General features: G+C 44.5%; 20 protein-coding genes. 17 read left to right on the top strand and 3 right to left on the bottom strand.

What is annotated here, in order from left to right; all coding sequences use genetic code 11:
- Positions 1-77 precede the first annotated feature (77 nt).
- From lepA to AB9H30_RS16320, 6 genes are read left to right on the top strand one after another with little or no spacing between them, the layout of a single operon-like run.
- The gene (gene lepA / locus AB9H30_RS16345) at positions 78-1,874 is read left to right on the top strand and encodes a translation elongation factor 4 (protein ID WP_371195791.1); all 1,797 of its coding nucleotides are present in this window, start codon (positions 78-80) and stop codon (positions 1,872-1,874) included.
- Complete coding sequence (gene lepB, locus AB9H30_RS16340; RefSeq protein ID WP_371195790.1) at positions 1,874-2,740, top strand: signal peptidase I; 867 nt, start codon at positions 1,874-1,876, stop codon at positions 2,738-2,740. The genes lepA and lepB overlap by 1 nt, the downstream gene beginning before the upstream one ends.
- Positions 2,740-3,429 carry a ribonuclease III gene (gene rnc, locus AB9H30_RS16335; protein ID WP_371195789.1) on the top strand — a complete coding sequence of 230 codons (690 nt, stop codon included), beginning with the start codon at positions 2,740-2,742 and terminating at the stop codon, positions 3,427-3,429. The genes lepB and rnc overlap by 1 nt, the downstream gene beginning before the upstream one ends.
- Complete coding sequence (gene era, locus AB9H30_RS16330) at positions 3,426-4,331, top strand: GTPase Era (RefSeq protein ID WP_371195788.1); 906 nt, start codon at positions 3,426-3,428, stop codon at positions 4,329-4,331. The genes rnc and era overlap by 4 nt, the downstream gene beginning before the upstream one ends.
- A 55-nt stretch (positions 4,332-4,386) precedes the next feature.
- The gene (gene pdxH / locus AB9H30_RS16325; RefSeq protein ID WP_371195787.1) at positions 4,387-5,028 is read left to right on the top strand and encodes a pyridoxamine 5'-phosphate oxidase; all 642 of its coding nucleotides are present in this window, start codon (positions 4,387-4,389) and stop codon (positions 5,026-5,028) included.
- A 16-nt stretch (positions 5,029-5,044) separates the two neighbouring features.
- Positions 5,045-5,830, top strand: a complete 786-nt coding sequence (locus tag AB9H30_RS16320; RefSeq protein ID WP_371195786.1) for a TatD family hydrolase — start codon at positions 5,045-5,047, stop codon at positions 5,828-5,830.
- Here AB9H30_RS16320 and AB9H30_RS16315 read toward each other — a convergent pair.
- A complete protein-coding gene (locus AB9H30_RS16315) occupies positions 5,794-6,387 on the bottom strand; it encodes a hypothetical protein (RefSeq protein WP_371195785.1) in 594 nt (197 codons plus the stop codon). The two genes, AB9H30_RS16320 and AB9H30_RS16315, sit on opposite strands and share 37 nt — an antisense overlap.
- A gap of 135 nt (positions 6,388-6,522) precedes the next feature.
- Between AB9H30_RS16315 and serB the strand changes: the two genes are divergently transcribed.
- Complete coding sequence (gene serB / locus AB9H30_RS16310) at positions 6,523-7,587, top strand: phosphoserine phosphatase SerB (RefSeq protein WP_371195784.1); 1,065 nt, start codon at positions 6,523-6,525, stop codon at positions 7,585-7,587.
- Here the strand turns inward: serB and AB9H30_RS16305 are convergent.
- Entirely contained in the window at positions 7,584-10,031 is a 2,448-nt protein-coding gene (locus AB9H30_RS16305) for a PilZ domain-containing protein (RefSeq protein WP_371195783.1), read from the bottom strand. The two genes, serB and AB9H30_RS16305, sit on opposite strands and share 4 nt — an antisense overlap.
- A gap of 131 nt (positions 10,032-10,162) precedes the next feature.
- Between AB9H30_RS16305 and radA the strand changes: the two genes are divergently transcribed.
- Positions 10,163-11,527, top strand: a complete 1,365-nt coding sequence (gene radA / locus AB9H30_RS16300) for a DNA repair protein RadA (RefSeq protein WP_371195782.1) — start codon at positions 10,163-10,165, stop codon at positions 11,525-11,527.
- Positions 11,528-11,674: 147 nt separating this feature from the next.
- Positions 11,675-12,115: a MaoC family dehydratase gene (locus AB9H30_RS16295; RefSeq protein WP_371195781.1), complete on the top strand. Its 441-nt coding sequence runs from the start codon at positions 11,675-11,677 to the stop codon at positions 12,113-12,115.
- 119 nt (positions 12,116-12,234) lie between these two features.
- Here AB9H30_RS16295 and ettA read toward each other — a convergent pair whose 3' ends face one another.
- A complete protein-coding gene (gene ettA, locus AB9H30_RS16290; protein WP_371195780.1) occupies positions 12,235-13,899 on the bottom strand; it encodes an energy-dependent translational throttle protein EttA in 1,665 nt (554 codons plus the stop codon).
- A 190-nt stretch (positions 13,900-14,089) separates the two neighbouring features.
- Here ettA and lpxD point away from each other — a divergent pair, with 190 nt between their 5' ends.
- The 8 genes from lpxD to nusB all read left to right on the top strand — a co-directional run bounded on the left by lpxD (position 14,090) and on the right by nusB (position 21,285).
- Complete coding sequence (gene lpxD, locus AB9H30_RS16285; protein ID WP_371195778.1) at positions 14,090-15,106, top strand: UDP-3-O-(3-hydroxymyristoyl)glucosamine N-acyltransferase; 1,017 nt, start codon at positions 14,090-14,092, stop codon at positions 15,104-15,106.
- A gap of 219 nt (positions 15,107-15,325) precedes the next feature.
- Positions 15,326-16,582, top strand: a complete 1,257-nt coding sequence (gene glyA / locus AB9H30_RS16280; RefSeq protein ID WP_371195777.1) for a serine hydroxymethyltransferase — start codon at positions 15,326-15,328, stop codon at positions 16,580-16,582.
- Positions 16,583-16,800: 218 nt separating this feature from the next.
- Positions 16,801-17,259, top strand: coding sequence for a transcriptional regulator NrdR (nrdR, locus tag AB9H30_RS16275; RefSeq protein ID WP_371195775.1), 459 nt, complete (start codon positions 16,801-16,803; stop codon positions 17,257-17,259).
- Between the two features lie 36 nt (positions 17,260-17,295).
- Positions 17,296-18,387: a bifunctional diaminohydroxyphosphoribosylaminopyrimidine deaminase/5-amino-6-(5-phosphoribosylamino)uracil reductase RibD gene (gene ribD, locus AB9H30_RS16270; RefSeq protein WP_371195828.1), complete on the top strand. Its 1,092-nt coding sequence runs from the start codon at positions 17,296-17,298 to the stop codon at positions 18,385-18,387.
- Positions 18,388-18,435: 48 nt separating this feature from the next.
- Complete coding sequence (locus AB9H30_RS16265) at positions 18,436-19,095, top strand: riboflavin synthase (protein WP_371195773.1); 660 nt, start codon at positions 18,436-18,438, stop codon at positions 19,093-19,095.
- Between the two features lie 68 nt (positions 19,096-19,163).
- The gene (gene ribBA, locus AB9H30_RS16260; RefSeq protein WP_371195771.1) at positions 19,164-20,264 is read left to right on the top strand and encodes a bifunctional 3,4-dihydroxy-2-butanone-4-phosphate synthase/GTP cyclohydrolase II; all 1,101 of its coding nucleotides are present in this window, start codon (positions 19,164-19,166) and stop codon (positions 20,262-20,264) included.
- Between the two features lie 122 nt (positions 20,265-20,386).
- Positions 20,387-20,863 carry a 6,7-dimethyl-8-ribityllumazine synthase gene (gene ribE / locus AB9H30_RS16255; protein ID WP_371195770.1) on the top strand — a complete coding sequence of 159 codons (477 nt, stop codon included), beginning with the start codon at positions 20,387-20,389 and terminating at the stop codon, positions 20,861-20,863.
- On the top strand, positions 20,863-21,285 hold the full coding sequence (nusB, locus tag AB9H30_RS16250; RefSeq protein ID WP_371195769.1) for a transcription antitermination factor NusB: 423 nt from the start codon (positions 20,863-20,865) through the stop codon (positions 21,283-21,285). Before ribE ends, nusB begins: the two co-directional genes overlap by 1 nt.

Genomic DNA, 21,285 nt, shown 5'->3' with positions numbered 1-21,285 from the left:
GGCGAATTCAAAACAAAGACGAATCTCTCAAGATATCGTTTTTAATTGCCTTGTAATCCTAGGATCAGTAGTCACTTATGCAGCTTAAACATATTCGTAATTTCAGTATCATTGCACACATCGATCATGGCAAGTCGACCTTGTCAGATAGATTGATTCAGCATTGCGGGGGCCTGACTACCCGAGAAATGTCTGAACAGGTGCTCGATTCAATGGATATTGAACGCGAACGGGGTATTACCATCAAGGCGCAAAGCGTTACCCTTTATTATGATGCTAAAGACGGTGAGCGCTACCAACTGAACTTCATCGATACCCCAGGGCATGTCGATTTTACCTATGAAGTATCGCGTTCGCTTGCTGCGTGTGAAGGAGCGCTGCTGGTGGTTGACGCGGGTCAAGGCGTAGAAGCCCAAACGTTAGCAAATTGTTATACGGCTATCGACATGGATATGGAAGTGGTGCCTATTTTAAATAAAATAGATCTACCTCAAGCTGAACCAGACCGAGTCGCCGAAGAAATTGAAGATATCATTGGCATCGACGCAATTGATGCAGTCAGATGTTCGGCAAAAACGGGTATTGGTATTGAGGATGTGCTAGAAGTTATCGTGCGCCGCATACCACCGCCAAAAGGCGACCCTGAAGCACCTCTAGAAGCCTTAATAATAGATTCATGGTTTGATAACTATCAAGGTGTAGTGTCCCTAGTGCGGATTGTGAATGGTGAGCTTCATTCTAAAGACAAAATTCACATCATGTCGCGAGGCGCTGTTCATCAGGCCGATAAGATCGGCGTATTCACGCCAAAACAAACTGAGACAAAGGTGCTTAGAACCGGCGAAGTTGGTTTCATCATTGCCGGCATTAAAGAAATTCACGGCGCCCCCGTTGGTGACACGATTACACTTTCAAAGCGCCCTGCTGCCAAAGCATTACCTGGCTTTAAAAAAATCAAACCGCAAGTATACGCTGGTTTATTTCCAGTGAGTTCGGACGATTATGAAGACTTTAGGGATGCCCTCGCAAAGTTGAGTTTAAACGACGCCTCTTTATTTTATGAACCAGAAAGCTCATCGGCCTTAGGTTTCGGTTTTAGGATTGGCTTTCTAGGCATGCTGCATATGGAAATTATCCAAGAGCGCCTAGAAAGAGAGTACGACCTTGATTTGATTACTACGGCACCAACGGTAGTATATCAAGTGCTGACCACAAAAGGTGAATCCCTGCAGGTCGATAACCCTTCAAAACTACCTGCGGTCAACGACATTGAAGAAATACGTGAGCCGATTGTGACGGCGAACATACTAGTTCCTCAGGCTTACTTAGGAAATGTGATTAAGCTCTGCGTCGAAAAACGCGGTATGCAAACCAGCATGACCTATCATGGTAAGCAAGTTGCAATTACCTATGACATGCCAATGGCAGAAGTGGTCTTAGACTTTTTTGATAGACTAAAATCTACTAGTCGGGGGTTTGCGTCACTCGATTACAACTTTACCCGCTTCCAAGCTGCCGATATGGTAAGACTCGATATCCTCATTAATACCGAAAGAGTTGATGCTTTAGCCTTAATCACCCATAAAGACAATGCGCAGGGTAGGGGTCGCGACTTAGTCGACAAGCTACGAGAGCTGATCCCCAGACAGATGTTTGATATTGCTATACAAGCGGCAATAGGCAATCACATCGTTGCGCGAAGCACCGTTAAGCAACTTCGCAAGAACGTTATTGCAAAATGCTATGGTGGCGATATTAGTCGTAAGAAAAAACTACTACAGAAGCAAAAAGATGGTAAGAAGCGCATGAAGCAAGTGGGCAATGTAGAGTTACCACAGGATGCGTTTTTAGCAATATTAAAGGTTGATAATTAATGGCAAATTACTTTTCTATATTTTTGGTGGCGGTCAGTGCTTTTACAGGTATTGTTTGGCTGATTTACGCACTGTTCATGGCGCCCAAAAAAACTGCAGGCGCGCACGGTGATAGCTCTAGCGGTTCGGCGCTTGATGGCGATACTCAAATGCCGGCATTTGTTGACACCTGTAAGCAGTTCTTCCCAATCTTTTTTGGTGTAATGATTTTTCGCTCATTTATTTATGAGCCCTTCCAAATACCCTCAGGGTCGATGATGCCGACCCTACTAGAGGGCGATTTTATTTTGGTTGAAAAATTTTCATATGGTCTTAAGGACCCAGTGTTTCGTTCACAGTTGATCGAAACAGGTGAAGTGAAGCGAGGTGATGTGGTGGTCTTTAAGTATCCACTAGACACTAATGTTGACTTTATTAAACGGGTAGTCGGTTTGCCTGGCGAAACTATAATTTACAATAACAAACAGATATTTATACAGGCACCCTGTGAGCCAGGAAAGCTCTGCGAAAGACCACAAGCGGTGCAGTTAAATTCCTTAGGTAAATCAGAATTTTTCCAGCGCGGAATTGCGCTCAACCAATTTTCTGAGCTATTAGGCGAAGTCGAGCACGGTATTTTACGAAACCCAGGTACGTCAAGTGCTCCTAATCAATACGTGGTTCCAGAAGGGCATTACTTCGTGTTGGGCGATAATCGTGGTAACAGTCAAGACAGCCGATATTGGGGCTTTGTGCCCGAAGCGAATTTAGTCGGCAAAGCTACTTTTATTTGGATCAGCTTTGACTTTGATCGTGACGAGGCGGCCTTTTTACCAACGTGGATACCTACAAACATACGTTTTGAAAGAGTCGGATCTATCCACTAGTGAATAATCCGCTCAATTCGCCCAACTACGGGCCTCTTTATCAAGCGCTAGATTATCAGTTCGATGATAAGGTGTTGTTTGAGCAAGCACTCACCCATCGCAGTGCTTACAAAGATCATAACGAGCGCTTAGAATTTTTAGGCGATGCGGTTTTGGGTTTGTGCATTGCTGAAATGTTGTATGAGAAGTTTCCATTGCAGCCGGAAGGCAAGCTTACCAGAATGCGTTCAAATTTAGTGAAAGGTGATACCTTAGCGTCAATTGCTAGAGAGTTAGATCTTGGAAGTCTAATTCGCCTAGGCTCTGGTGAAATGAAAAGTGGCGGACATCGGCGTGACTCTATTTTGGCAGACGCGGTCGAGGCTTTGCTAGGAGCAATTTACTTAGAGGCAGGGCTGGAAGCTACTAAGCAGTCTATTGCGAAATTATTCAATTCGCGTATCGAAAAGCTAGATCCAAACTTACAAATTAAAGACAACAAAACACAGCTTCAAGAGTACCTTCAGTCTCGTCAACTGCCGCTGCCAGAATATGAAGTCATCAACATTAGCGGTAAAGATCATGCACAAACATTTGAAGTGTGCTGTAAGGTCGAATCGATGAGTTTGAGTCAATCGGCTACGGGCAAAAGCCGCCGAATCGCCGAACAAAAAGCCGCAAAAAGCATATTAGAGACTATTCATAAATGAAACAAAAATACAGTGGCATGGTTGCTATTGTTGGTAGACCTAACGTAGGTAAATCAACAATTTTAAATCGCATTCTGGGTCAAAAAGTCAGTATCACGTCTCGCAAGCCACAAACGACTCGCCACCGCATTATGGGGATTGATACTTTAGAGGATCGTCAGGCAGTGTATGTTGATACACCGGGCCTGCATTCAGAAGAAAAACGCGCAATTAATCGATTAATGAATCGTGCTGCGACCAGCTCACTTAACGACGTGTACTTGGTCCTGTTTGTGATTGAAGGAACACGCTGGACTGAAGACGATGAGCTGGTGTTAACTAAAATTAAGCAGTCAAACTTGCCATGTTGGTTAGTGGTAAATAAAACCGACAAAGTGCCTGATCAGGCTTTGCTTCTCGATACTCTTAAAACCTTAAGTGCTAAGCATGAGTTTGCGAACATTTTGCCGGTCTCGGCAAAGCAAGGCAAACAGGTAGAGCATCTGCGTCATTTGATTTTAGCAGATTTACCTCCCAGCGAATTTTACTTTCCTGAGGACTATGTTACCGACCGTTCGAGTCGCTTTATGGCCGCGGAAATTATTCGCGAGAAGCTCATGCGATTTACTGGTGACGAGTTACCTTACTCAATTATGGTTGAAATTGAGCAGTTTAAGCTCACGGCTACGGGGGTTTATCATATCCATGGCCTAATTCTTGTTGAGCGAGAAACTCAAAAGCGCATGGTCATTGGTAAAGGAGGCTCTCATATAAAAACTATGGGCGCCGAAGCTAGAAAGGATATGGAAGCCCTGTTCGACAATAAAGTCTTTTTAGAACTATGGGTGAAGGTAAAGTCTGGTTGGGCAGATGATGAACGTGCACTTCGATCTCTTGGCTACGATGGCGATTTTAAAGCATAGGTGTCTATTGTGCTGATATCACTGAGTGCACTAACATTTTTAGTAGAGGGCCTGAATGAAAGCATTACACGAATTTAGAAAAGAATATACCTTAGGTCGCCTGACAGAAGATAAGCTCACCGAGCATCCTATTGATTTGTTTCAGGCATGGTTAAAAGATGCCATTGATGCAAAGCTACCCGACCCCAATGCAATGACGGTTGCAACAGTCGATGCGAACGGAGCGCCATCGCAACGTATCGTATTATTAAAAGATGTGTCTAAACAAGGCTTTGTGTTTTATACCAATTTAGGCAGTAAGAAAGCCCTCGATCTAAAAGGTAATCAAAATATCTCTTTGCATTTTCCTTGGTACTTTCTTGAAAGACAGGTCAGTGTGACCGGTGTTGCTGAAAAACTTTCTCGTGCCCAGGACGCCAAATATTTTCTATCACGCCCCAAAGAAAGTCAGTTAGGTGCATGGGCATCTCAGCAGAGTAGACCCATATCGACCCGCGAGCTTTTGCTTACACAATTCCATCAGATGAAAGAAAAATTTAGTAAAGGCGACATTCCGCTTCCTGATTTTTGGGGAGGATATATAATCCGCCCTCAGCGCATCGAGTTTTGGCAAGGCGGGGAGCATCGCCTACACGATAGATTTGAATATATTAAAGACGCACAAGACAGTTGGCAGACTCAACGCTTAATGCCCTAAGATGGCTTGATTCGATATGATTGATAGTCATTGCCATATCGATTTGCCAGCATTTGATGAAGATCGCGCTCAGGTAATCGAAAAGGCCTTGAGTAAAGGTGTCAAACGCATACTGGTTCCCGGACTTGGGATAAATCAGGTTGACCGATTGCTAGCACTGAAAGCGCGTTTTAAGACACTGGATATTGCCGCGGGTTTCCATCCATATTTTCTCTGTGAGTTGCGCGCAGAAGAATGGCGCGAACAGTTAGCCATCATGGCCAAATGGGTGGACACTTATCTAGGTGATTTAGTGGCAATAGGGGAGTTTGGCATAGACGCTACGCTGCCGCTTACATTGAGCTTTCAGCAGCGAGTGTTTATTGACCAGCTAGGCTTAGCACAGAGCGTATCTAAGCCGGTTATCTTGCATCACCGACAGTCACACAATGAGTTAATCAGGCTCATAAAAAAATGTAATTTTCAGCAAGGTGGCGTCATTCATGCTTTTTCTGGCAGTGCGCAAATAGCACAAAGCTATATTGATTTGGGTTTTAAATTGGGCGTCGGTGGCACGATAACCTATCCAAGAGGGGAAAAAACCAGAAAGGCTCTAACTAAAGTACCACTGAGCGCTCTTTTATTAGAGACTGACGCACCCGATATGCCCATTTACGGGTTTCAAGGTATGCGAAATACGCCAGAACGTTTGGGAATAGTTGCTGAATCTTTAGCTGAGCTAAAACAGGTGAGTGTTGAGGAAATTGTCAACTGTACTACTGCCAACTATATGAGTTTGTTTTCATCAATGTCGGCGCCGTAGTTGCGTTTGAATTTGTAAAATAGCCGAGTGGCCAACATACTGACAATCATCGCTAGAATAATCACCAGCACGCTTTGTGATAGCTGGTTGCGATTAAAGGACTGATGATGTTGAGTAATTTCTTCGCGATTTAAAATCAGCTTTACGTAGCCTAGGGTTTGTCCGTCATTCACAATATCTTCTACAAAGACGAGAGGCTCATAGTTACTTTCTTTGATCATAGTAACAATAGAAAAGTTATCTTGGGCATCTAAGAGCCGCACGCCAGCATCATCAAACACCACCGCACCCTCAATAAACATGCCTTGGTTCAGCATATCCATGTAAGTGCTTACCACTTGCTCGTCGCCAGTAGCGATAGGTTGAGACAGGAGCTTAGCGGCTTGTATAGTAAGGCTTCTTCCAAGCTGCTCAGATTCAATTTCATACCATTGTTGAGCATTTTGTGAATGCATGATGTATAAGTTGATACCAATAGCAATCGAACAGACCAATAATATCAGACTAGAAATACGCTTAAATATCGAGCTGTTTTGCCGTTGAATGACTTCTGCCATAAAATATCACGATTATGCCCTTTGAAAACTCCTTCAGACCTTAGATGAAAAACAAATATTTGCCAAGGCTTTGTTTACTCAAGAGGGTAAATCAGTATCATAAGGGGCATATTCACATAAAAAGATACCTCATGGATGTTTAGCATTCAGGCCATTGCGCTTAATAATCATATTGATGACCACCAAAACCCTGATTTAGATAGTTGCGACGTTTTACAATCTCTGGTGTCGCAGGGCAATTCATTTACCTTTACGATAAAAGCGAAAGAGGTGCAGTTGTCTTCTGCGCCAACTGCATCACAAAGCGCATCAAACTATTTGAATTTCAGCGCTCCTGCATTAAGTATCGCCTCTCAGTCGCTGACCTTGCGAAAACTGGCTTTTATTTTAAGTGAACTGATGCCACTAAACACTGTGGTGCAGCTTCGCGCAAACCGTTTTGCAAATCACTTTGCGACGCAGGCATTTGATCTTGTTACTCAGCAAAAATTAAAGGTCGATAAACATGTCCTTGCGGCAGTATGTCAGCGCTATGGCACAGATATTTATTTAAAAAGTAAGGCCTCACTAGATAGTCCTGGTTTACTAGTGATGGATATGGATAGCACTATTATCGCTATGGAGTGCATTGATGAAATAGCAGAACTTGCGGGCGTTAAGGACAAAGTCGCCGAGGTTACCGAACGCGCCATGCAGGGGGAGATTCCTTTTACGCAAAGTTTACATGACAGAGTCTCATGCTTAGCTGGAGTTGAACTCGAAGCGTTGTTGAGTATTCGCAATCGCCTGCCATTTATGCCAAATTTCATGATGACGATGAATATCTTAAAGCAGGCTGGTTGGAAGCTTGGTGTGGCTTCGGGAGGTTTTACCTTCTTTGCCAACCATGTGAAGCAACTGTCTCACTTAGATGCTGCTCATAGCAATGAGTTAGAGGTAGTAGATGGTAAGCTTACCGGTAAAGTCCTTGGTAAAGTGGTAGACGGCGAAGAAAAAGCCCGCTATCTATGCCTACTGGCCGAGACCTTTGGGATCTCTAACGCACAAACAGTGGCTATGGGCGATGGTGCAAACGATCTAGTGATGATGGCAAAAGCAGGCACTTCTGTAGCCTATCATGCAAAGCCTGCGGTGAGCGCAGTTGCCGACATTGCTATTCGCTTCGGTGGATTCGAAGGACTGTTGTTTGCGTTACGCTAGGTCGTTTTCCACTGATATCGATAGCAAACCTCATCGCTGATATCGGTCAGAAATATACAGCCAGCAACATCCCACATGCGTTCTTCAAAGTGCGTAGCTTTGTGGATAGCATGCTGGCTTAAATAAAGCAGTTCTTGCTCAAGTTTTTCTAAATCTGGCTTTAAGGCCTTGTTAATGGAAACATTGAAAGCAAAGAACTGACCATTTTCATGAGCCTGTCTGATAAATTGCTGTTTTGCTCGATGTGAAGGCAATTGATATTGCCATTGCGCCATTACCCTTTGCAGTGAATCATTTGCCGCAGGATTGTAAGCAACATAGATTTCAGTGCTGATGATTTTAGGGTCGATACGCAAGAGTTTAAGTGATTGCCGCACGAACGGTTCAAGTAAATCTTCATCTTGATACAGCCATGCCAGATTCACGCTTGCTAAATTTGCATCGTGATGCAAAAAACTCATCCATGGAGCGCGGACTTGATTCATGGTTGTCATCGCGGGTAAAAATCCCTGCGGCTTTTTTTCAACATAGGCGCAAAACTGCGGTGTAGTTTTTGCGTGAATTGTGCGCAAAGCAGAACTAATCCCCGGAATACTCTCTTCGTAAGTTAGGGCGGGTAGCTTATCCGCATTGTTAGCGATTAATTCTGCAAAAAACTGTTCCGCTTCACTCGTCTCATCTTCAGAGACCGCCTCAAGGTGCAAAACCTGCTTGTCATAGTTAATGTGCTTTACCCGATATTGCAGATTGTTCAAATCGAAGCTTTCAGTGATATCTTGCAGCTTAGTGAAGCTAATATGCACCTTTGAGTTCAAACGATGGGGATAAGGTTCATCAAGTTCAAGCTTCAAGCCACTTACCGAAATATCCTCGGTATACGCGGTGATATTGTGCGAACTAGTTTTAATCAAGACTGGTGTTCGCAAAACGTAACGAGTCTGTCGTCTCAGTTCGGCATCTTTATGTCTGAAGGCCTCAACGATGAAGGGTGGCTTATTGCGAGCGTGGCCAAATACGTGCAGTTGTTTTATATTTTCGCGTGTAAGGGCTCGTTTTTGATAACATTCTTGTCCAGCATCATTGGTAATATCCGTCACTGAAATCATGTTAGAAAGCTCAGCAAGTCGTCCGCTTAAACGCGGCGAAGGAGGCCGGTTCAACTTGTCTATTTCTTTATTGACCCCATCAGGCACAGAAGTCGGCGCGATGCCTTGGCCGGGTAAAATATCTGAGCATACTAATCGAAACACTCGCCAACTGACTTTTCGGGAACCATAGCTTAAAAAAGTTTCAGCCAATTCTGGATATTTTTCTAGCTCAGCTTGCGAAGCCGAATAAAAGTAAATTTTTTCGTCTTTTATATGGTGAAAACTATAAACGACGAGGCTTGGGCAGGAGCCATTGTCGTTGGCCAACATAGATAGCCGCTCTGAATTTAAAAGATAGCCCAGCATCAATTGTTTTTCTTCGTTGGTCCAATAATCCAATATACGCTTAGTCGAACCATTGATGCTCGCGTATTTGGCAACAAATTCAGCATTGTCATCTCGAGCCACAAATACTGGTAGGCTAGGGGTATTATTCGCAAAACTTTGCTCATAAATCTTCGTACCAACCGCCATCTCAACGTTATCTAAATTGACTTTGTAACGGCGTTTATGCAGCCGAAATAAATCTTGTACAAAAGTCTCAAAACGAGCGTGTTCGGGGCTTGTCTCCCGGTATAAATGAATGCTCGTTTTACTGCCTTCACCGCTTAAGCCCAGTACTTTGAATGGGATTGAATCTCGCGTAATGCCAGTAGAGCGTTCAACGGCTCTGAACATCACTGATAATGGCTCAAAGGTTTTTACCTCAAGTAAATGTTCAGGCTCTCTCAAACGTATTCTTAGACCATGTATTGAAATATCTAAGGTGGTTGCATGCACGCTCTTGTTGTCCGCAAAAAACACTTCTATTTGCGTTACATAATTCAATCGTTCTTCTTTTCTTATCGGGTAATTTAGCAGTTCTTGGCAAGGCGTAATATAACTTTCAGAGGGCTCTGATATCTCAGCTCCTTGCTTCATAGGCATATTTGCCTGCTGCTCTAACTTTTGCTTTTCGGCAAGCGCAAATTCATGAATACCTTCATATACGCCAAAGCTGTACTGGCCATATCGTTTGACCAGTTTTTCGAAATACAAAATACCGTTAATATGCAAATAATGCTCAATACCCTGATAATTATATAAACGGCAGTCATCTTTGACTTTTGCTCGCAAATCGATTGAGCGAATACAAGGTTTAGCAAGGCGTTTCACTTCCATTTTTACTAAAAAACGCGTGTCATTGCTCATACTCGAAGTTCGCCTGTCGAATTCTTGATTAAAGCTTGCGTTATTGACCAAGGGAGCAAGAGTGCGAATGATGTCAGCGTAGGGCGCTAAGTCAGGAGTCATCATGAATAAGATAAACGCTCGTTTAGTTAAAATGGTATATTAGATTAACTATCGGAAAACTAGCAAAAAACTAAAATGTTTAGCAAATTTTCTTCCTCAACGATTGATGAAATATAAGAGTTTCTTTAAAAAATATGGCAAAAAAGAAAACTGCATTTGTATGCTCTGACTGCGGCAGTGAGCATTCTCGCTGGCAAGGCCAGTGCAAAGACTGTAATGCATGGAACACCCTCTCCGAATTTGTGGTGCACACTGCAAGCACTGCCACGCAACACGCGCGCAGTGGCTTTGCCGGGACCACCCTTGCAAAAGTAGAAACGCTTAAAGATATCGATTTAACCGCGCTGCCTCGCTTTAGCTCCGGATTTAAAGAACTAGACCGCGTCCTTGGAGGCGGCATCGTGCCGGGTTCAGCTATACTCATTGGCGGCTCACCTGGCGCGGGGAAAAGCACTTTATTACTACAGGTTATGTGCCTACTAGCGCAACAAGATAGTGCGTTATATGTGACTGGGGAAGAGTCTCTGCAGCAAGTGGCAATGCGCGCAAAGCGTCTTAATCTGCCTGACGATAAGCTAAAACTGCTTGCTGAAACTAATGTTGAAACGATCTGTAGTCTGGCCATGCAGCATAAACCTTCGGTCATGGTAATTGATTCGATTCAAGTAATGCATATGGCTGATATTCCTTCTGCGCCTGGCGGTGTATCGCAAGTACGTGAGTGCGCAGCGGCATTGACGCGATTTGCGAAGCAGCATCATATCGCGATGTTTATTGTGGGACACGTCACCAAAGACGGCAGCTTAGCAGGGCCAAAAGTGCTGGAGCACTGCATTGACTGTTCAATGATGCTTGAAGGCGAGTCTGATGGGCGTTTTCGAACGCTTCGAGGCACTAAAAACCGCTTTGGCGCAATCAATGAGCTTGGCGTATTTGGCATGACCGAGCGGGGTATGAAAGAAGTCTCTAACCCTTCGGCCATTTTCTTGAACCGCCAGCAGGAGCAGTCAGCAGGCAGTATCGTGATGTCTGTGTGGGAAGGGACAAGACCACTATTGGTTGAAATTCAGGCTTTAGTTGACTATAGCCAGATATCAAACCCTCGGCGTGTGGCGGTTGGCTTGGACCATAATCGCTTAGCCATGCTTTTAGCAATTATGCATCGCCACGGAAATGTACAAATGCATGATCAAGACGTGTTTGTGAATGTGGTGGGTGGCGTAAAAGTCACGGAAACCAGCGCTGATTTAGCCGTGTTGCTCGCGATGCTTTCAAGCTTTCGTAGTAAAGTTCTGCCGCAAGGCCTCATTGCTTTTGGTGAAGTCGGGCTATCGGGCGAGATTCGACCTGTGCCCAATGGCACTGATAGGCTGACAGAAGCCGCTAAGCATGGCTTTACAAAAGCCATTGTCCCTAAAGCCAATCAGCCGAAAAAGCCCATTGAAGGGATTGAAGTAATAGCGTGCTCCCGTTTATCTGAAGCCTTAGACGCAATTTAACAGGCCTTAGTACAGGTGCATACAATCCTTAAAATATGCCTCTAATAATACTGATTCACAGAATACTTTGCATTCGGCTTAAGTTTGCTCAAATTTAGCGAAAAATGACATATACTTTAGAATATTGAGCGCGTTTTAGGAAATAACATGTATTTCGAAGATTATGAAGTAGGTCAAACCTCGCGCTTTGGCGCCTATGAAGTTACTGAAAGCGAGATTAAAGAGTTTGCCAGTAAATACGACCCGCAGTTTTTCCATTTAGATAATGAAGCCGCGAAAGATTCTTTATTTGGTGGGCTTTGCGCGAGCGGTTGGCATACATCTGCGATTTTCATGCGCATGTTAATTGACAATTTGCCGGAAGATCACGGCTCTCTTGGTTCACCGGGAGTGGATAAACTTAAATGGCTAAAGCCGGTTTTTCCCGGATATGTGTTAAGCGTGAAAGCGCTTGTGACCGACTGTCGACTATCGTTAAGTAAACCCGGCGTAGGGTTAATATGTATGAGCTATGAAATCGTTAATCAACATGATGAGTGTGTTATGTCATTAGACTCAAACGCGTTTATGAAGTGTAAAAAGCGCTGAGCATAAGACCGTGCCTTGTAGATAAATTGTCGTCGCGTAATTAGCAGATAAAAAGCCATATGTAAAAAAACGCCGATGTATATTCCATCGGCGTTCTGTATAGCGGCCTGTGTTAAATACTAACCAATCTTTTTGTATTTTAAGCGATGCGGCTCAACTACATCGTGGCCATAAGTGTCTTTCAACCATGCTGCATATTCGGTGTAGTTACCCTCATAAAAGTTGATTTTGCCTTCGTCGCGATAATCCATGATATGCGTAGCGATTCTGTCTAAGAACCAGCGATCATGCGAAATCACCATGACGCAGCCCGGAAACTCTAAAATGGCATTTTCTAAAGCACGTAGGGTTTCCACGTCTAAATCATTGGTTGGCTCATCGAGCAATAGGGTATTGCCGCCAGCTTTTAAAAGCTTGGCAAGGTGCAAACGATTGCGCTCGCCACCGGATAGGTCTTTGACAAATTTTTGCTGGTCGGTGCCTTTAAAGTTAAAGCGCGAACAGTAGGCTCGGCTGTTGATTTCAAAGGTGCCAATTTTGATGAGGTCTTGACCTTCGGAGAGCTCTTGGAATACTGTGCCGGTCTCGTTCATGTTATTTCTAAACTGATCAACACTGGCAAGTTGCACACTCTCACCCACATCGATGCTGCCTGAGTCTGGTTTTTCGGCGTCGGTGAGCATTTTAAATAGGGTTGATTTACCCGCGCCGTTTGGACCAATAATTCCAACGATAGCGCCTTTTGGTATCTTAAAGCTTAAGTCATCGATGAGCAGTCTATCGCCGTAGGATTTTTTCAGATGGCTGACTTCGATTACTTTATCACCTAAGCGTTCGCCGGGCGGGATGAACAGTTCGTTAGTTTCGTTACGCTTTTGATAATCGTTGGTATTAAGCTCTTCAAATTTTGCCATTCTCGCTTTGCTTTTTGCCTGACGGCCCTTGGGATTGCTGCGCACCCACTCTAGCTCTTGCTTAATGGATTTCTGGCGGGCATTTTCAGACCGTTCTTCTTGCGCTAAGCGCGCATCTTTTTGTTCTAACCAGCTTGAGTAGTTGCCTTCCCATGGGATACCTTCACCGCGGTCGAGCTCTAAAATCCAACCGGCTACATTGTCAAGAAAGTACCTATCGTGAGTAATGGCGACCACGGTGCCTTCATAGTCATGTAAAAAACGCTCTAACCATGCTACCGACTCAGCGTCTAAATGGTTAGTTGGTTCATCAAGCAGCAACATCTCGGGCTTTTCAAGCAATAACTTGCATAGTGCTACGCGGCGTTGTTCACCACCAGAGAGTTTGCTGACATCTGCATCCCACGGCGGCAGACGCAATGCGTCAGCGGCTCTTTCTAGAGCATTGTCTAGGTTGTGCCCGTCCTTGCTTTGAATGATCGCTTCAAGTTCGCCCTGCTCTTTAGCAAGGGCATCAAAATCTGCGCCTTCTTCAGCATATTCTGCGTAAACTTCATCTAGACGTTTCAGTGCATATACGACATCTTCAACGGCTTCTTCGATATTGCCTCTGACATCTTTACTTTCATTAAGCTTGGGTTCTTGCGGCAAGTAACCAATTTTTAAACCCGGCTGAGGACGAGCTTCACCCTCAATGTCAGTGTCGATGCCGGCCATGATTTTAAGTAAGGTAGACTTACCCGAGCCGTTTAAGCCGAGCACACCAATTTTTGCGCCCGGGAAAAAGCTCAATGAGATATTTTTTAGAATGTGGCGGTTAGGTGGAACTACCTTACCTACACGATGCATACTGTAAACGAATTGCGCCATATTACTCTCTGTGTAAAAGAATGAATGATTCTCGATTTACCTATTGTAGTCGAGTTAAACCCTTGATTACACCTATTATCCTCAGTTGAGACGAATAAAATGTATGATACTATTTGCGCCACAGGCGTTATTAAACTGATGGCCAAGTGCTCTGCACTGAAGGCCTGCATTCTATCAAGGAAAAATCCCTATGGCTTATTCATTACAACAAATTGCTGAACATATTGGTGGCGAGGTAAAAGGCAACGCACAGCATATGATACAAAGCATGGGAACCTTAGCTAAAGCACAGCAGCAGCAGTTGTCTTTTCTTTCAAACAATAAATACGCCGCAGACCTTACCAATACAAAAGCGGGTGCAGTTATTTTGAATCAGCAACAGGCGGCCGACTTTGTAGGGAATGCTATTGTGCACAAAAATCCTTATGTTGGATTTGCTTTGGCTTCCCAACTACTCGATACCACGCCTTTGCAAGCGCTAGGCGTTTCTGCATTGGCCTCGGTAGATGCAAGCGTCAAATTGGGCAGAAATGTTGCCATTGGACCGGGTGTAACCGTCAATAAAAATGCAGTTATTGGAGATAATGTAAGTATCGGTGCAGGCAGTTTTGTGGGTGAAAACTGTGTACTTGGAGATGGCTGCAACCTGCGCGCAAACGTGACTCTATATCATGGTGTTAGCTTAGGTAAAAACGTTTCAATCCACAGTGGCACAGTGCTCGGTTCGGATGGTTTTGGCTATGCTAATGATAAAGGTGTGTGGGTGAAAATTCCGCAAACCGGCGGAGTGAGAATTGGTGATGACACTGAAATTGGAGCCAACACCTGCATAGATAGAGGTGCTTTGGACGACACCGTCATTGGTAAAAATTGCATTATCGATAATATGGTACAGATTGCGCATAACTGCACTATCGGAGATTACACATGCATTTGCGGGACCACCGGTATGGCTGGCAGTGTTAACATAGGTAAGCACGTAGTGATCGCGGGCAGTGTTGTAATAAATGGTCATCTTGATATTTGCGATAATGTGCAAATCACGGGCTTCTCGATGGTAACAAAGAGCATCACCCAACCAGGCTCCTACTCATCAGGCATGCCTGCAGTTAATACACGTGATTGGCAAAAAAATACCGTAAAACTGCGCACGATTGATAAGCTATACGACCGCGTAAAAGCGCTAGAGAATAAGTTAGTTAAATAGTGTGAACGAGTTTCTGGCTCATAACTTTGTATTCTGTTAAGGCAGCTAGGGCTAATGCCTTGACAGTAAACTCGTAACTAATTTTTGTAAAGCTGTATACAAAGCGAATAAATGGGCTAAAATGTGGCGCGAATTTACCCTACTCACTAATGCAAACATCGATTGCCAATGGACTTGTAGCTTAGTATTTCTGCTACCTGCCTCGATCAAGGAGAAAACATGTTATCCAGTAATATGACTATCGCAGAATTCGACCCAGAACTAGCCGATGCGATGGAAAAAGAGAAACAGCGTCAAGAACATCATATTGAGCTTATCGCCTCTGAAAACTATTGCAGCCCAAGAGTACTTGAAGCGCAGGGTTCACAGTTGACGAATAAGTATGCTGAAGGATATCCAGGCAAGCGTTATTACGGTGGTTGTGAGTATGTAGATATTGCTGAGACTTTGGCTATTGAACGTGCCAAACAGCTGTTTAATTGCGAGTACGCGAACGTCCAGCCGCATTCCGGTTCGCAGGCGAATACGGCCGTATTTATGGCCTTAATAGAAGCAAACGATACCGTATTAGGCATGAGCCTATCGGATGGTGGGCATCTTACGCACGGCTCACATGTCAACTTCTCAGGTAAAACGTATAATGCGGTGCAGTATGGATTGCACCCTGAAACCGGCGTCATCGATTACGCGCAAGTAGAGGCGCTGGCGCTTGAGCACAAGCCGAAATTAATTATCGGCGGTTTTTCTGCATATTCTGGCATTGTTGACTGGGCACGCTTTAGAGAAATTGCGGACAAAGTGGGCGCGTATTTGTTGGTTGATATGGCTCATGTAGCGGGTTTAGTTGCGGCAGGTGAATACCCAAGCCCTATCCCGCATGCGCATGTTGTTACCACGACCACTCATAAAACATTAGCCGGCCCAAGGGGCGGCTTGATCATATCTAATTGTGGCGACGAAGCCTTATACAAAAAGTTTAATAGCGCGGTATTCCCCGGTAATCAGGGCGGTCCTTTGTGCCATGTCATTGCCGCAAAGGCAGTTGCGTTCAAAGAGGCGCTTTCTCCTGACTTCAAAGTGTACCAAAAACAGGTGTTGAAAAATGCCAAAGCGATGGTAGCGGTGATGCAAGAGCGCGGATATAAAATCGTCTCTAACGGTACTGATAATCACCTATTTCTACTTGATTTAATTGACAAAGACATTACCGGCAAAGAAGCAGATGCGGCGCTAGGTAGTGCAAATATTACTGTAAACAAAAATTCGGTGCCCAATGATCCACGCTCACCGTTTGTTACCAGTGGTCTGCGTATCGGTTCTCCCGCTATAACTCGCCGTGGATTTGAAGAAGCAGAAGCTAAACAGGTTGCGACGTGGATGTGTGATGTATTGGACAACATCTCAGATAAAAGCGTGATCGATAGGGTTAAAGCAGAAGTGGTTGAGCTTTGCGAGAAGTTTCCAGTCTACGGTTAGCTTAGAGTGCTTTGAGCTTTCGTTGAAGGCCTTAGCATTATGTCCCTCAACAGTAAGTATTTAAAAGCCGGGTAAATCCGGCTTTTTTAATCAGCCTGCTTATAACTTGATTATAACCGCTAGTCTAAGACAGACCCTAAGGTATAGACTACTTTCTGATGTGTTTTTGACGTAAACTACGCCAACTAAAAATTGTTCATTACTAGTTAGGAAACACCATGTTTTGTCCGTTTTGTTCAGCCCAAGAGACCAAAGTTATAGACTCTCGCTTAGTTTCCGATGGAGCCCAAGTAAGACGCAGACGTCAATGTGTAGAATGCAGTGAGCGCTTTACGACCTTTGAAGCGGCTGAATTGGTGATGCCTCGCGTTGTCAAACGTGACAATACACGAGAGCCCTTTAATGAAGAAAAACTAATGGCAGGCTTGCAGCGCGCGCTTGAAAAACGCCCCGTCAGTATAGAGGCGATAGAGCAGTGTGTGTTCAAGATAAAAGCGTCCCTACGAGCAACCGGAGAGCGCGAAGTTAAAAGCGAATTTGTGGGTGAGTTGATTATGGACGCTTTAAAGAAACTCGATAAAGTTGCTTACGTTAGATTTGCCTCTGTTTATCGCTCTTTTGAAGATGTAAAAGAGTTTGGTGAAGAAATCGCCCGCCTCTCGAGTGAGCCCCAATAAGTGTCAGCGCATTTTAGCCCAACGGATGCTTTGTATATGGCTAGAGCACTGCGCTTAGCCGAGCAGGGGAACTATTCTGTTACGCCAAATCCAAGCGTTGGATGTGTAATTGTATCTGCAACTGGCAAAGTCGTTGGTGAGGGGTTTCATTACAAGAGCGGAACCGCGCATGCCGAAGTGCATGCTCTAGAGCAGGCTGGTTTACTGGCTAAATCTGCTACTGCATATGTTACTTTGGAGCCATGCTCCCATTATGGCCGCACCCCCCCTTGTGCTTTAGCATTAATAAATGCCGGCATTCAAAAAGTCGTTATTGCTGTTTTGGACAGCAACCCAGAGGTCGCAGGTAAAGGCGTCAAGTTGCTTGAAGACGCCGGTATAGTCGTGAAGGTAGGGTTAATGCAGCAACAGGCTGAACAGCTCAACATCGGTTTTTTCACCAGAATGCGAACCGGTAGACCTTACATTAGGTTGAAGCTTGCGGCGAGTTTAGACGGTAAAACGGCATTGCAAAACGGTAAAAGTCAGTGGATCACCTCGGATGATGCGCGGCGCGACGTGCAGCTTGAACGAGCAAAGTCCTGTGCAATATTAACGGGTTCGGGCACGGCACTGGCTGACAACCCGCGCCTAAACGTGCGGAGCAATGAATTACCTGATTCAGTAGCAAAGGCGTTTTTACAACGTGAAGCGCAACCCTTGCGAGTGGTTATAGACGGGAAAAATCGACTACATGATGAGCTAATTTTGTGTTCAGACGGCAGTTTGACACGCATTTACAACTGCATGGGCAATAACAAATTAGGCAGCACGAGCGTTAGTCAAGTTCAATTACCCTTGCCTGAAAATGAGCGACATGTGGATTTATCTCGTATGTTAGACGACTTAGGCGCTCAAGGGCTTAATAATATATGGGTAGAAGCAGGAGCAAAGCTAGCGGGCGCAATGTTGGAAGCTAATTTGGTCGATGAATTAATTCTGTATTTAGCGCCTAAATTTTTAGGTGGTGGCGCGCGAGAGTTATTATCCACGCTGCCAAAACAAGATTTGCAAGAAGCCATTAATACCCGTGTTTCTTCGATAACACAGGTTGGGCCAGATATTAAAATTATTTGCCAAATGCGCTAATCCGTTCAGTAAAACCTTTGGCAAACAACTAAACAGTAGTGAGGTAAAATGTTTACCGGTATCATAGAAGCAGTTGGCACCATTAAAGCTTTAGATAACTTAGGCCATGATATTCGCTTGACTGTAGTCGCGGGGAAAATGGACATGAGCGACGTGTATTTAGGCGATAGCATCGCAACCAATGGCGTCTGCTTAACGGTTGTAGAGAAAGGAAGCAATTACTATAAGGCCGATGTTTCAGCAGAAACCATAAAGTATACAGGTTTTGCACATTATCAAAGCGGCAGTTCAGTCAACCTTGAAAAAGCCATGCGCCCCGATAGCCGATTTGGCGGGCATATTGTTTCTGGTCATGTTGACGGAGTAGGGGCGGTAGAATCCATCACCGAGCACACTCGATATGTAGAAGTATGGGTTAAGGCTCCCGATGAACTTGCTAAATACATTGCTCATAAGGGCTCTATTACGGTAGACGGTGTGAGCTTGACGGTGAATGAAGTAAAAGGGGCATCATTTATGCTCTGGCTTATTCCGCATACGTTGAAAGAAACCGTGATAGGTGATTATAAAATAGGCACAAAAGTGAACTTGGAAGTGGACGTTATTGCTCGTTACCTAGAGCGCTTGATGCTTGGTGACAAAGCCGCTAAAAGCGACAAAGCCGACATAAGCATGAGCTTTTTGGCTGAAAATGGATATTTGAAATAGCCTGCATTTATTTTGTACAGCTATACACAGAACATACACAACACATCGACATACCTAAAGGCAGTCTAATGGCATTAAATAGTACACAAGAAATTATCGACGATATCAAACAAGGTAAAATGGTCATTTTAATGGATGATGAAGACCGCGAAAATGAAGGTGATATCATTATGGCTGCCGAGCATGTGAGTGCTGAGACTATCAACTTTATGGTCACTCATGCCCGTGGCTTAGTTTGCTTACCGATGACGACTGAGCGTTGCAAGCGCTTAAAGCTACCTTTGATGGTAGATAAAAATAGCGCCCAATTCTCAACCAATTTCACCGTATCGATTGAAGCCAGAGATGGCGTAACCACTGGAATTTCTGCTGCCGATCGTGCGCGCACTATTCAAGCAGCAGTGGCCAGAGATGCTGTTGCAGATGACATCGTGCAGCCTGGGCATATATTTCCGCTGATTGCCAAAGAAGGCGGTGTGCTCAATCGCGCAGGACATACTGAGGCCGGTGTCGATTTAGCGCGTTTAGCCGGCTGTGAGCCAGCCGCAGTTATAGTAGAGATATTGAATGATGATGGCACCATGGCGCGCAGGCCAGAGTTGGAGGTGTTTGCGAAGAAACATGACTTAAAAATCGGTACGATTGCCGATCTTATTGAATATCGTAATTTAAATGAAACCACTATTACCAAGGTCGCCACTTGTCGTTTACCTACTGAGTTTGGCGATTTCGAATTAATCACATTTAAAGACGTTATTGATAATCAAATTCATTTTGCCCTGAGAAAAGGAGAAGTGTCAGCAACTGAGCCGACACTGGTGCGCGTGCATCTGTTAAATACGTTAAGTGATCTCTTAGGCTCCACTAGAGCCATTAACCGCTCCTTGCCATTACATACCGCCATGAAAAAGATTCATGACCACGGCGGCGTTTTGGTGCTCTTAGGCAAGCAAGAAGATGTTGAAGGTCAGGTTCGGCAGTTTGAAGCTGAAGATAATGACCAAATTGCTAAGGGAAAGACATGGGAGGGTTCATCACGCACAGTAGGTGTGGGTAGCCAAATTCTAGCAAGTTTGGGGGTGCAAAAAATGCGCCTGCTCAGTAAACCCATCAAGTACTCTGCGCTATCAGGCTTTGGCCTTGAGGTTGTAGAATATATTCACGACTGATTTAGCATGTTGACCATCGCTAAAGATACTTTTTGCATCGTATTTCCTTAACTGCGTAAAAAGTCTCACGAGATAGGTCTTCTGTGCTATAATTCGCGCCGATTTTTATAGGAGCTTATCGCATGAACGTAATTGAAGGTAATGTACGCGCCACTGGCAAAAAATTTGCCATTATTGTTGCTCGTTTTAACAGTTTCGTAGTAGAAAGCTTACTCGAAGGAGCGCTTGATACACTTGAGCGTCACGGGGAAGTCAACCCAGATGATATTACTGTAGTGCGAGTGCCTGGCGCATACGAAATGCCTTTGGCCGCTAAAAAAGTCGCTGAAAAAGGTAAATTTGATGCCATTATTGCTCTTGGCGCAGTGATTCGTGGCGGCACACCGCACTTTGATTTTGTGGCTGGCGAATGTAACAAAGGCCTTGCACAAGTATCCATGGACGCCGGTTTACCGGTGGCATTTGGTGTGCTGACAGTCGACAGTATTGAGCAAGCGATAGAGCGTTCTGGCACTAAAGCGGGCAACAAAGGCTCTGAAGCTGCCCTTTCTGCACTTGAAATGGTCAATGTAGTGTCCGCTATCGACGGCAGCCTGTAGTGAAACCAGCGCACCGAAAGCAAGCTAGAACACTCGCCTTACAGGCCCTTTATAGCTATTTGATGAGTGGCAATGAGATGCAGCAAGTAGAGCTAAGCATTGCCACTACTAACGATATGTCAAAAGTTGACATGGAGTATTTTCAAGCTATTTTAAAAGGTGTGAGTGACGACGTAGCAAAAATAGATAAAGCGTATAAGCCCTATTTAGGACGCCTCCCAGAGGAGCTTGATCCTATTGAAAAGTCAATCATGCGCTTAGCGACATTTGAATTACTAGAGCGTCTTGATACGCCTTTTAAAGTTGTGATCAATGAAGCTATTGAGCTTGCCAAAACCTTTGGTGCAGAAGAAAGCCACAAGTTTATAAATGGTGCGCTAGACAAAGCGGTAAAAACCCTCAGAAAAGATGAAAGAAGATAG

It is taken from the genome of Glaciecola sp. SC05 (assembly GCF_041380235.1).
In the GTDB taxonomy this organism is placed as follows: domain Bacteria; phylum Pseudomonadota; class Gammaproteobacteria; order Enterobacterales; family Alteromonadaceae; genus Glaciecola.
The sequence above is the reverse complement of the archived record's forward strand: the minus strand, read 5'-3'. Positions and strand labels throughout refer to the sequence as shown.

Excerpts from the sequence above, each read along its gene's own strand:
- lepB (WP_371195790.1), top strand. The coding sequence starts at position 1,874 with ATGGCAAATTACTTTTCTATATTTTTGGTGGCGGTCAGTGCTTTTACA.
- ribD (WP_371195828.1), top strand. The coding sequence starts at position 17,296 with ATGGCTAGAGCACTGCGCTTAGCCGAGCAGGGGAACTATTCTGTTACG.
- AB9H30_RS16305 (WP_371195783.1), bottom strand. The coding sequence starts at position 10,031 with ATGATGACTCCTGACTTAGCGCCCTACGCTGACATCATTCGCACTCTT.
- lepA (WP_371195791.1), top strand. The coding sequence starts at position 78 with ATGCAGCTTAAACATATTCGTAATTTCAGTATCATTGCACACATCGAT.
- AB9H30_RS16265 (WP_371195773.1), top strand. The coding sequence starts at position 18,436 with ATGTTTACCGGTATCATAGAAGCAGTTGGCACCATTAAAGCTTTAGAT.
- serB (WP_371195784.1), top strand. The coding sequence starts at position 6,523 with ATGTTTAGCATTCAGGCCATTGCGCTTAATAATCATATTGATGACCAC.
- AB9H30_RS16320 (WP_371195786.1), top strand. The coding sequence starts at position 5,045 with ATGATTGATAGTCATTGCCATATCGATTTGCCAGCATTTGATGAAGAT.
- glyA (WP_371195777.1), top strand. The coding sequence starts at position 15,326 with ATGTTATCCAGTAATATGACTATCGCAGAATTCGACCCAGAACTAGCC.
- lpxD (WP_371195778.1), top strand. The coding sequence starts at position 14,090 with ATGGCTTATTCATTACAACAAATTGCTGAACATATTGGTGGCGAGGTA.
- ettA (WP_371195780.1), bottom strand. The coding sequence starts at position 13,899 with ATGGCGCAATTCGTTTACAGTATGCATCGTGTAGGTAAGGTAGTTCCA.
- pdxH (WP_371195787.1), top strand. The coding sequence starts at position 4,387 with ATGAAAGCATTACACGAATTTAGAAAAGAATATACCTTAGGTCGCCTG.
- radA (WP_371195782.1), top strand. The coding sequence starts at position 10,163 with ATGGCAAAAAAGAAAACTGCATTTGTATGCTCTGACTGCGGCAGTGAG.
- AB9H30_RS16315 (WP_371195785.1), bottom strand. The coding sequence starts at position 6,387 with ATGGCAGAAGTCATTCAACGGCAAAACAGCTCGATATTTAAGCGTATT.
- AB9H30_RS16295 (WP_371195781.1), top strand. The coding sequence starts at position 11,675 with ATGTATTTCGAAGATTATGAAGTAGGTCAAACCTCGCGCTTTGGCGCC.
- ribE (WP_371195770.1), top strand. The coding sequence starts at position 20,387 with ATGAACGTAATTGAAGGTAATGTACGCGCCACTGGCAAAAAATTTGCC.
- ribBA (WP_371195771.1), top strand. The coding sequence starts at position 19,164 with ATGGCATTAAATAGTACACAAGAAATTATCGACGATATCAAACAAGGT.
- nrdR (WP_371195775.1), top strand. The coding sequence starts at position 16,801 with ATGTTTTGTCCGTTTTGTTCAGCCCAAGAGACCAAAGTTATAGACTCT.
- era (WP_371195788.1), top strand. The coding sequence starts at position 3,426 with ATGAAACAAAAATACAGTGGCATGGTTGCTATTGTTGGTAGACCTAAC.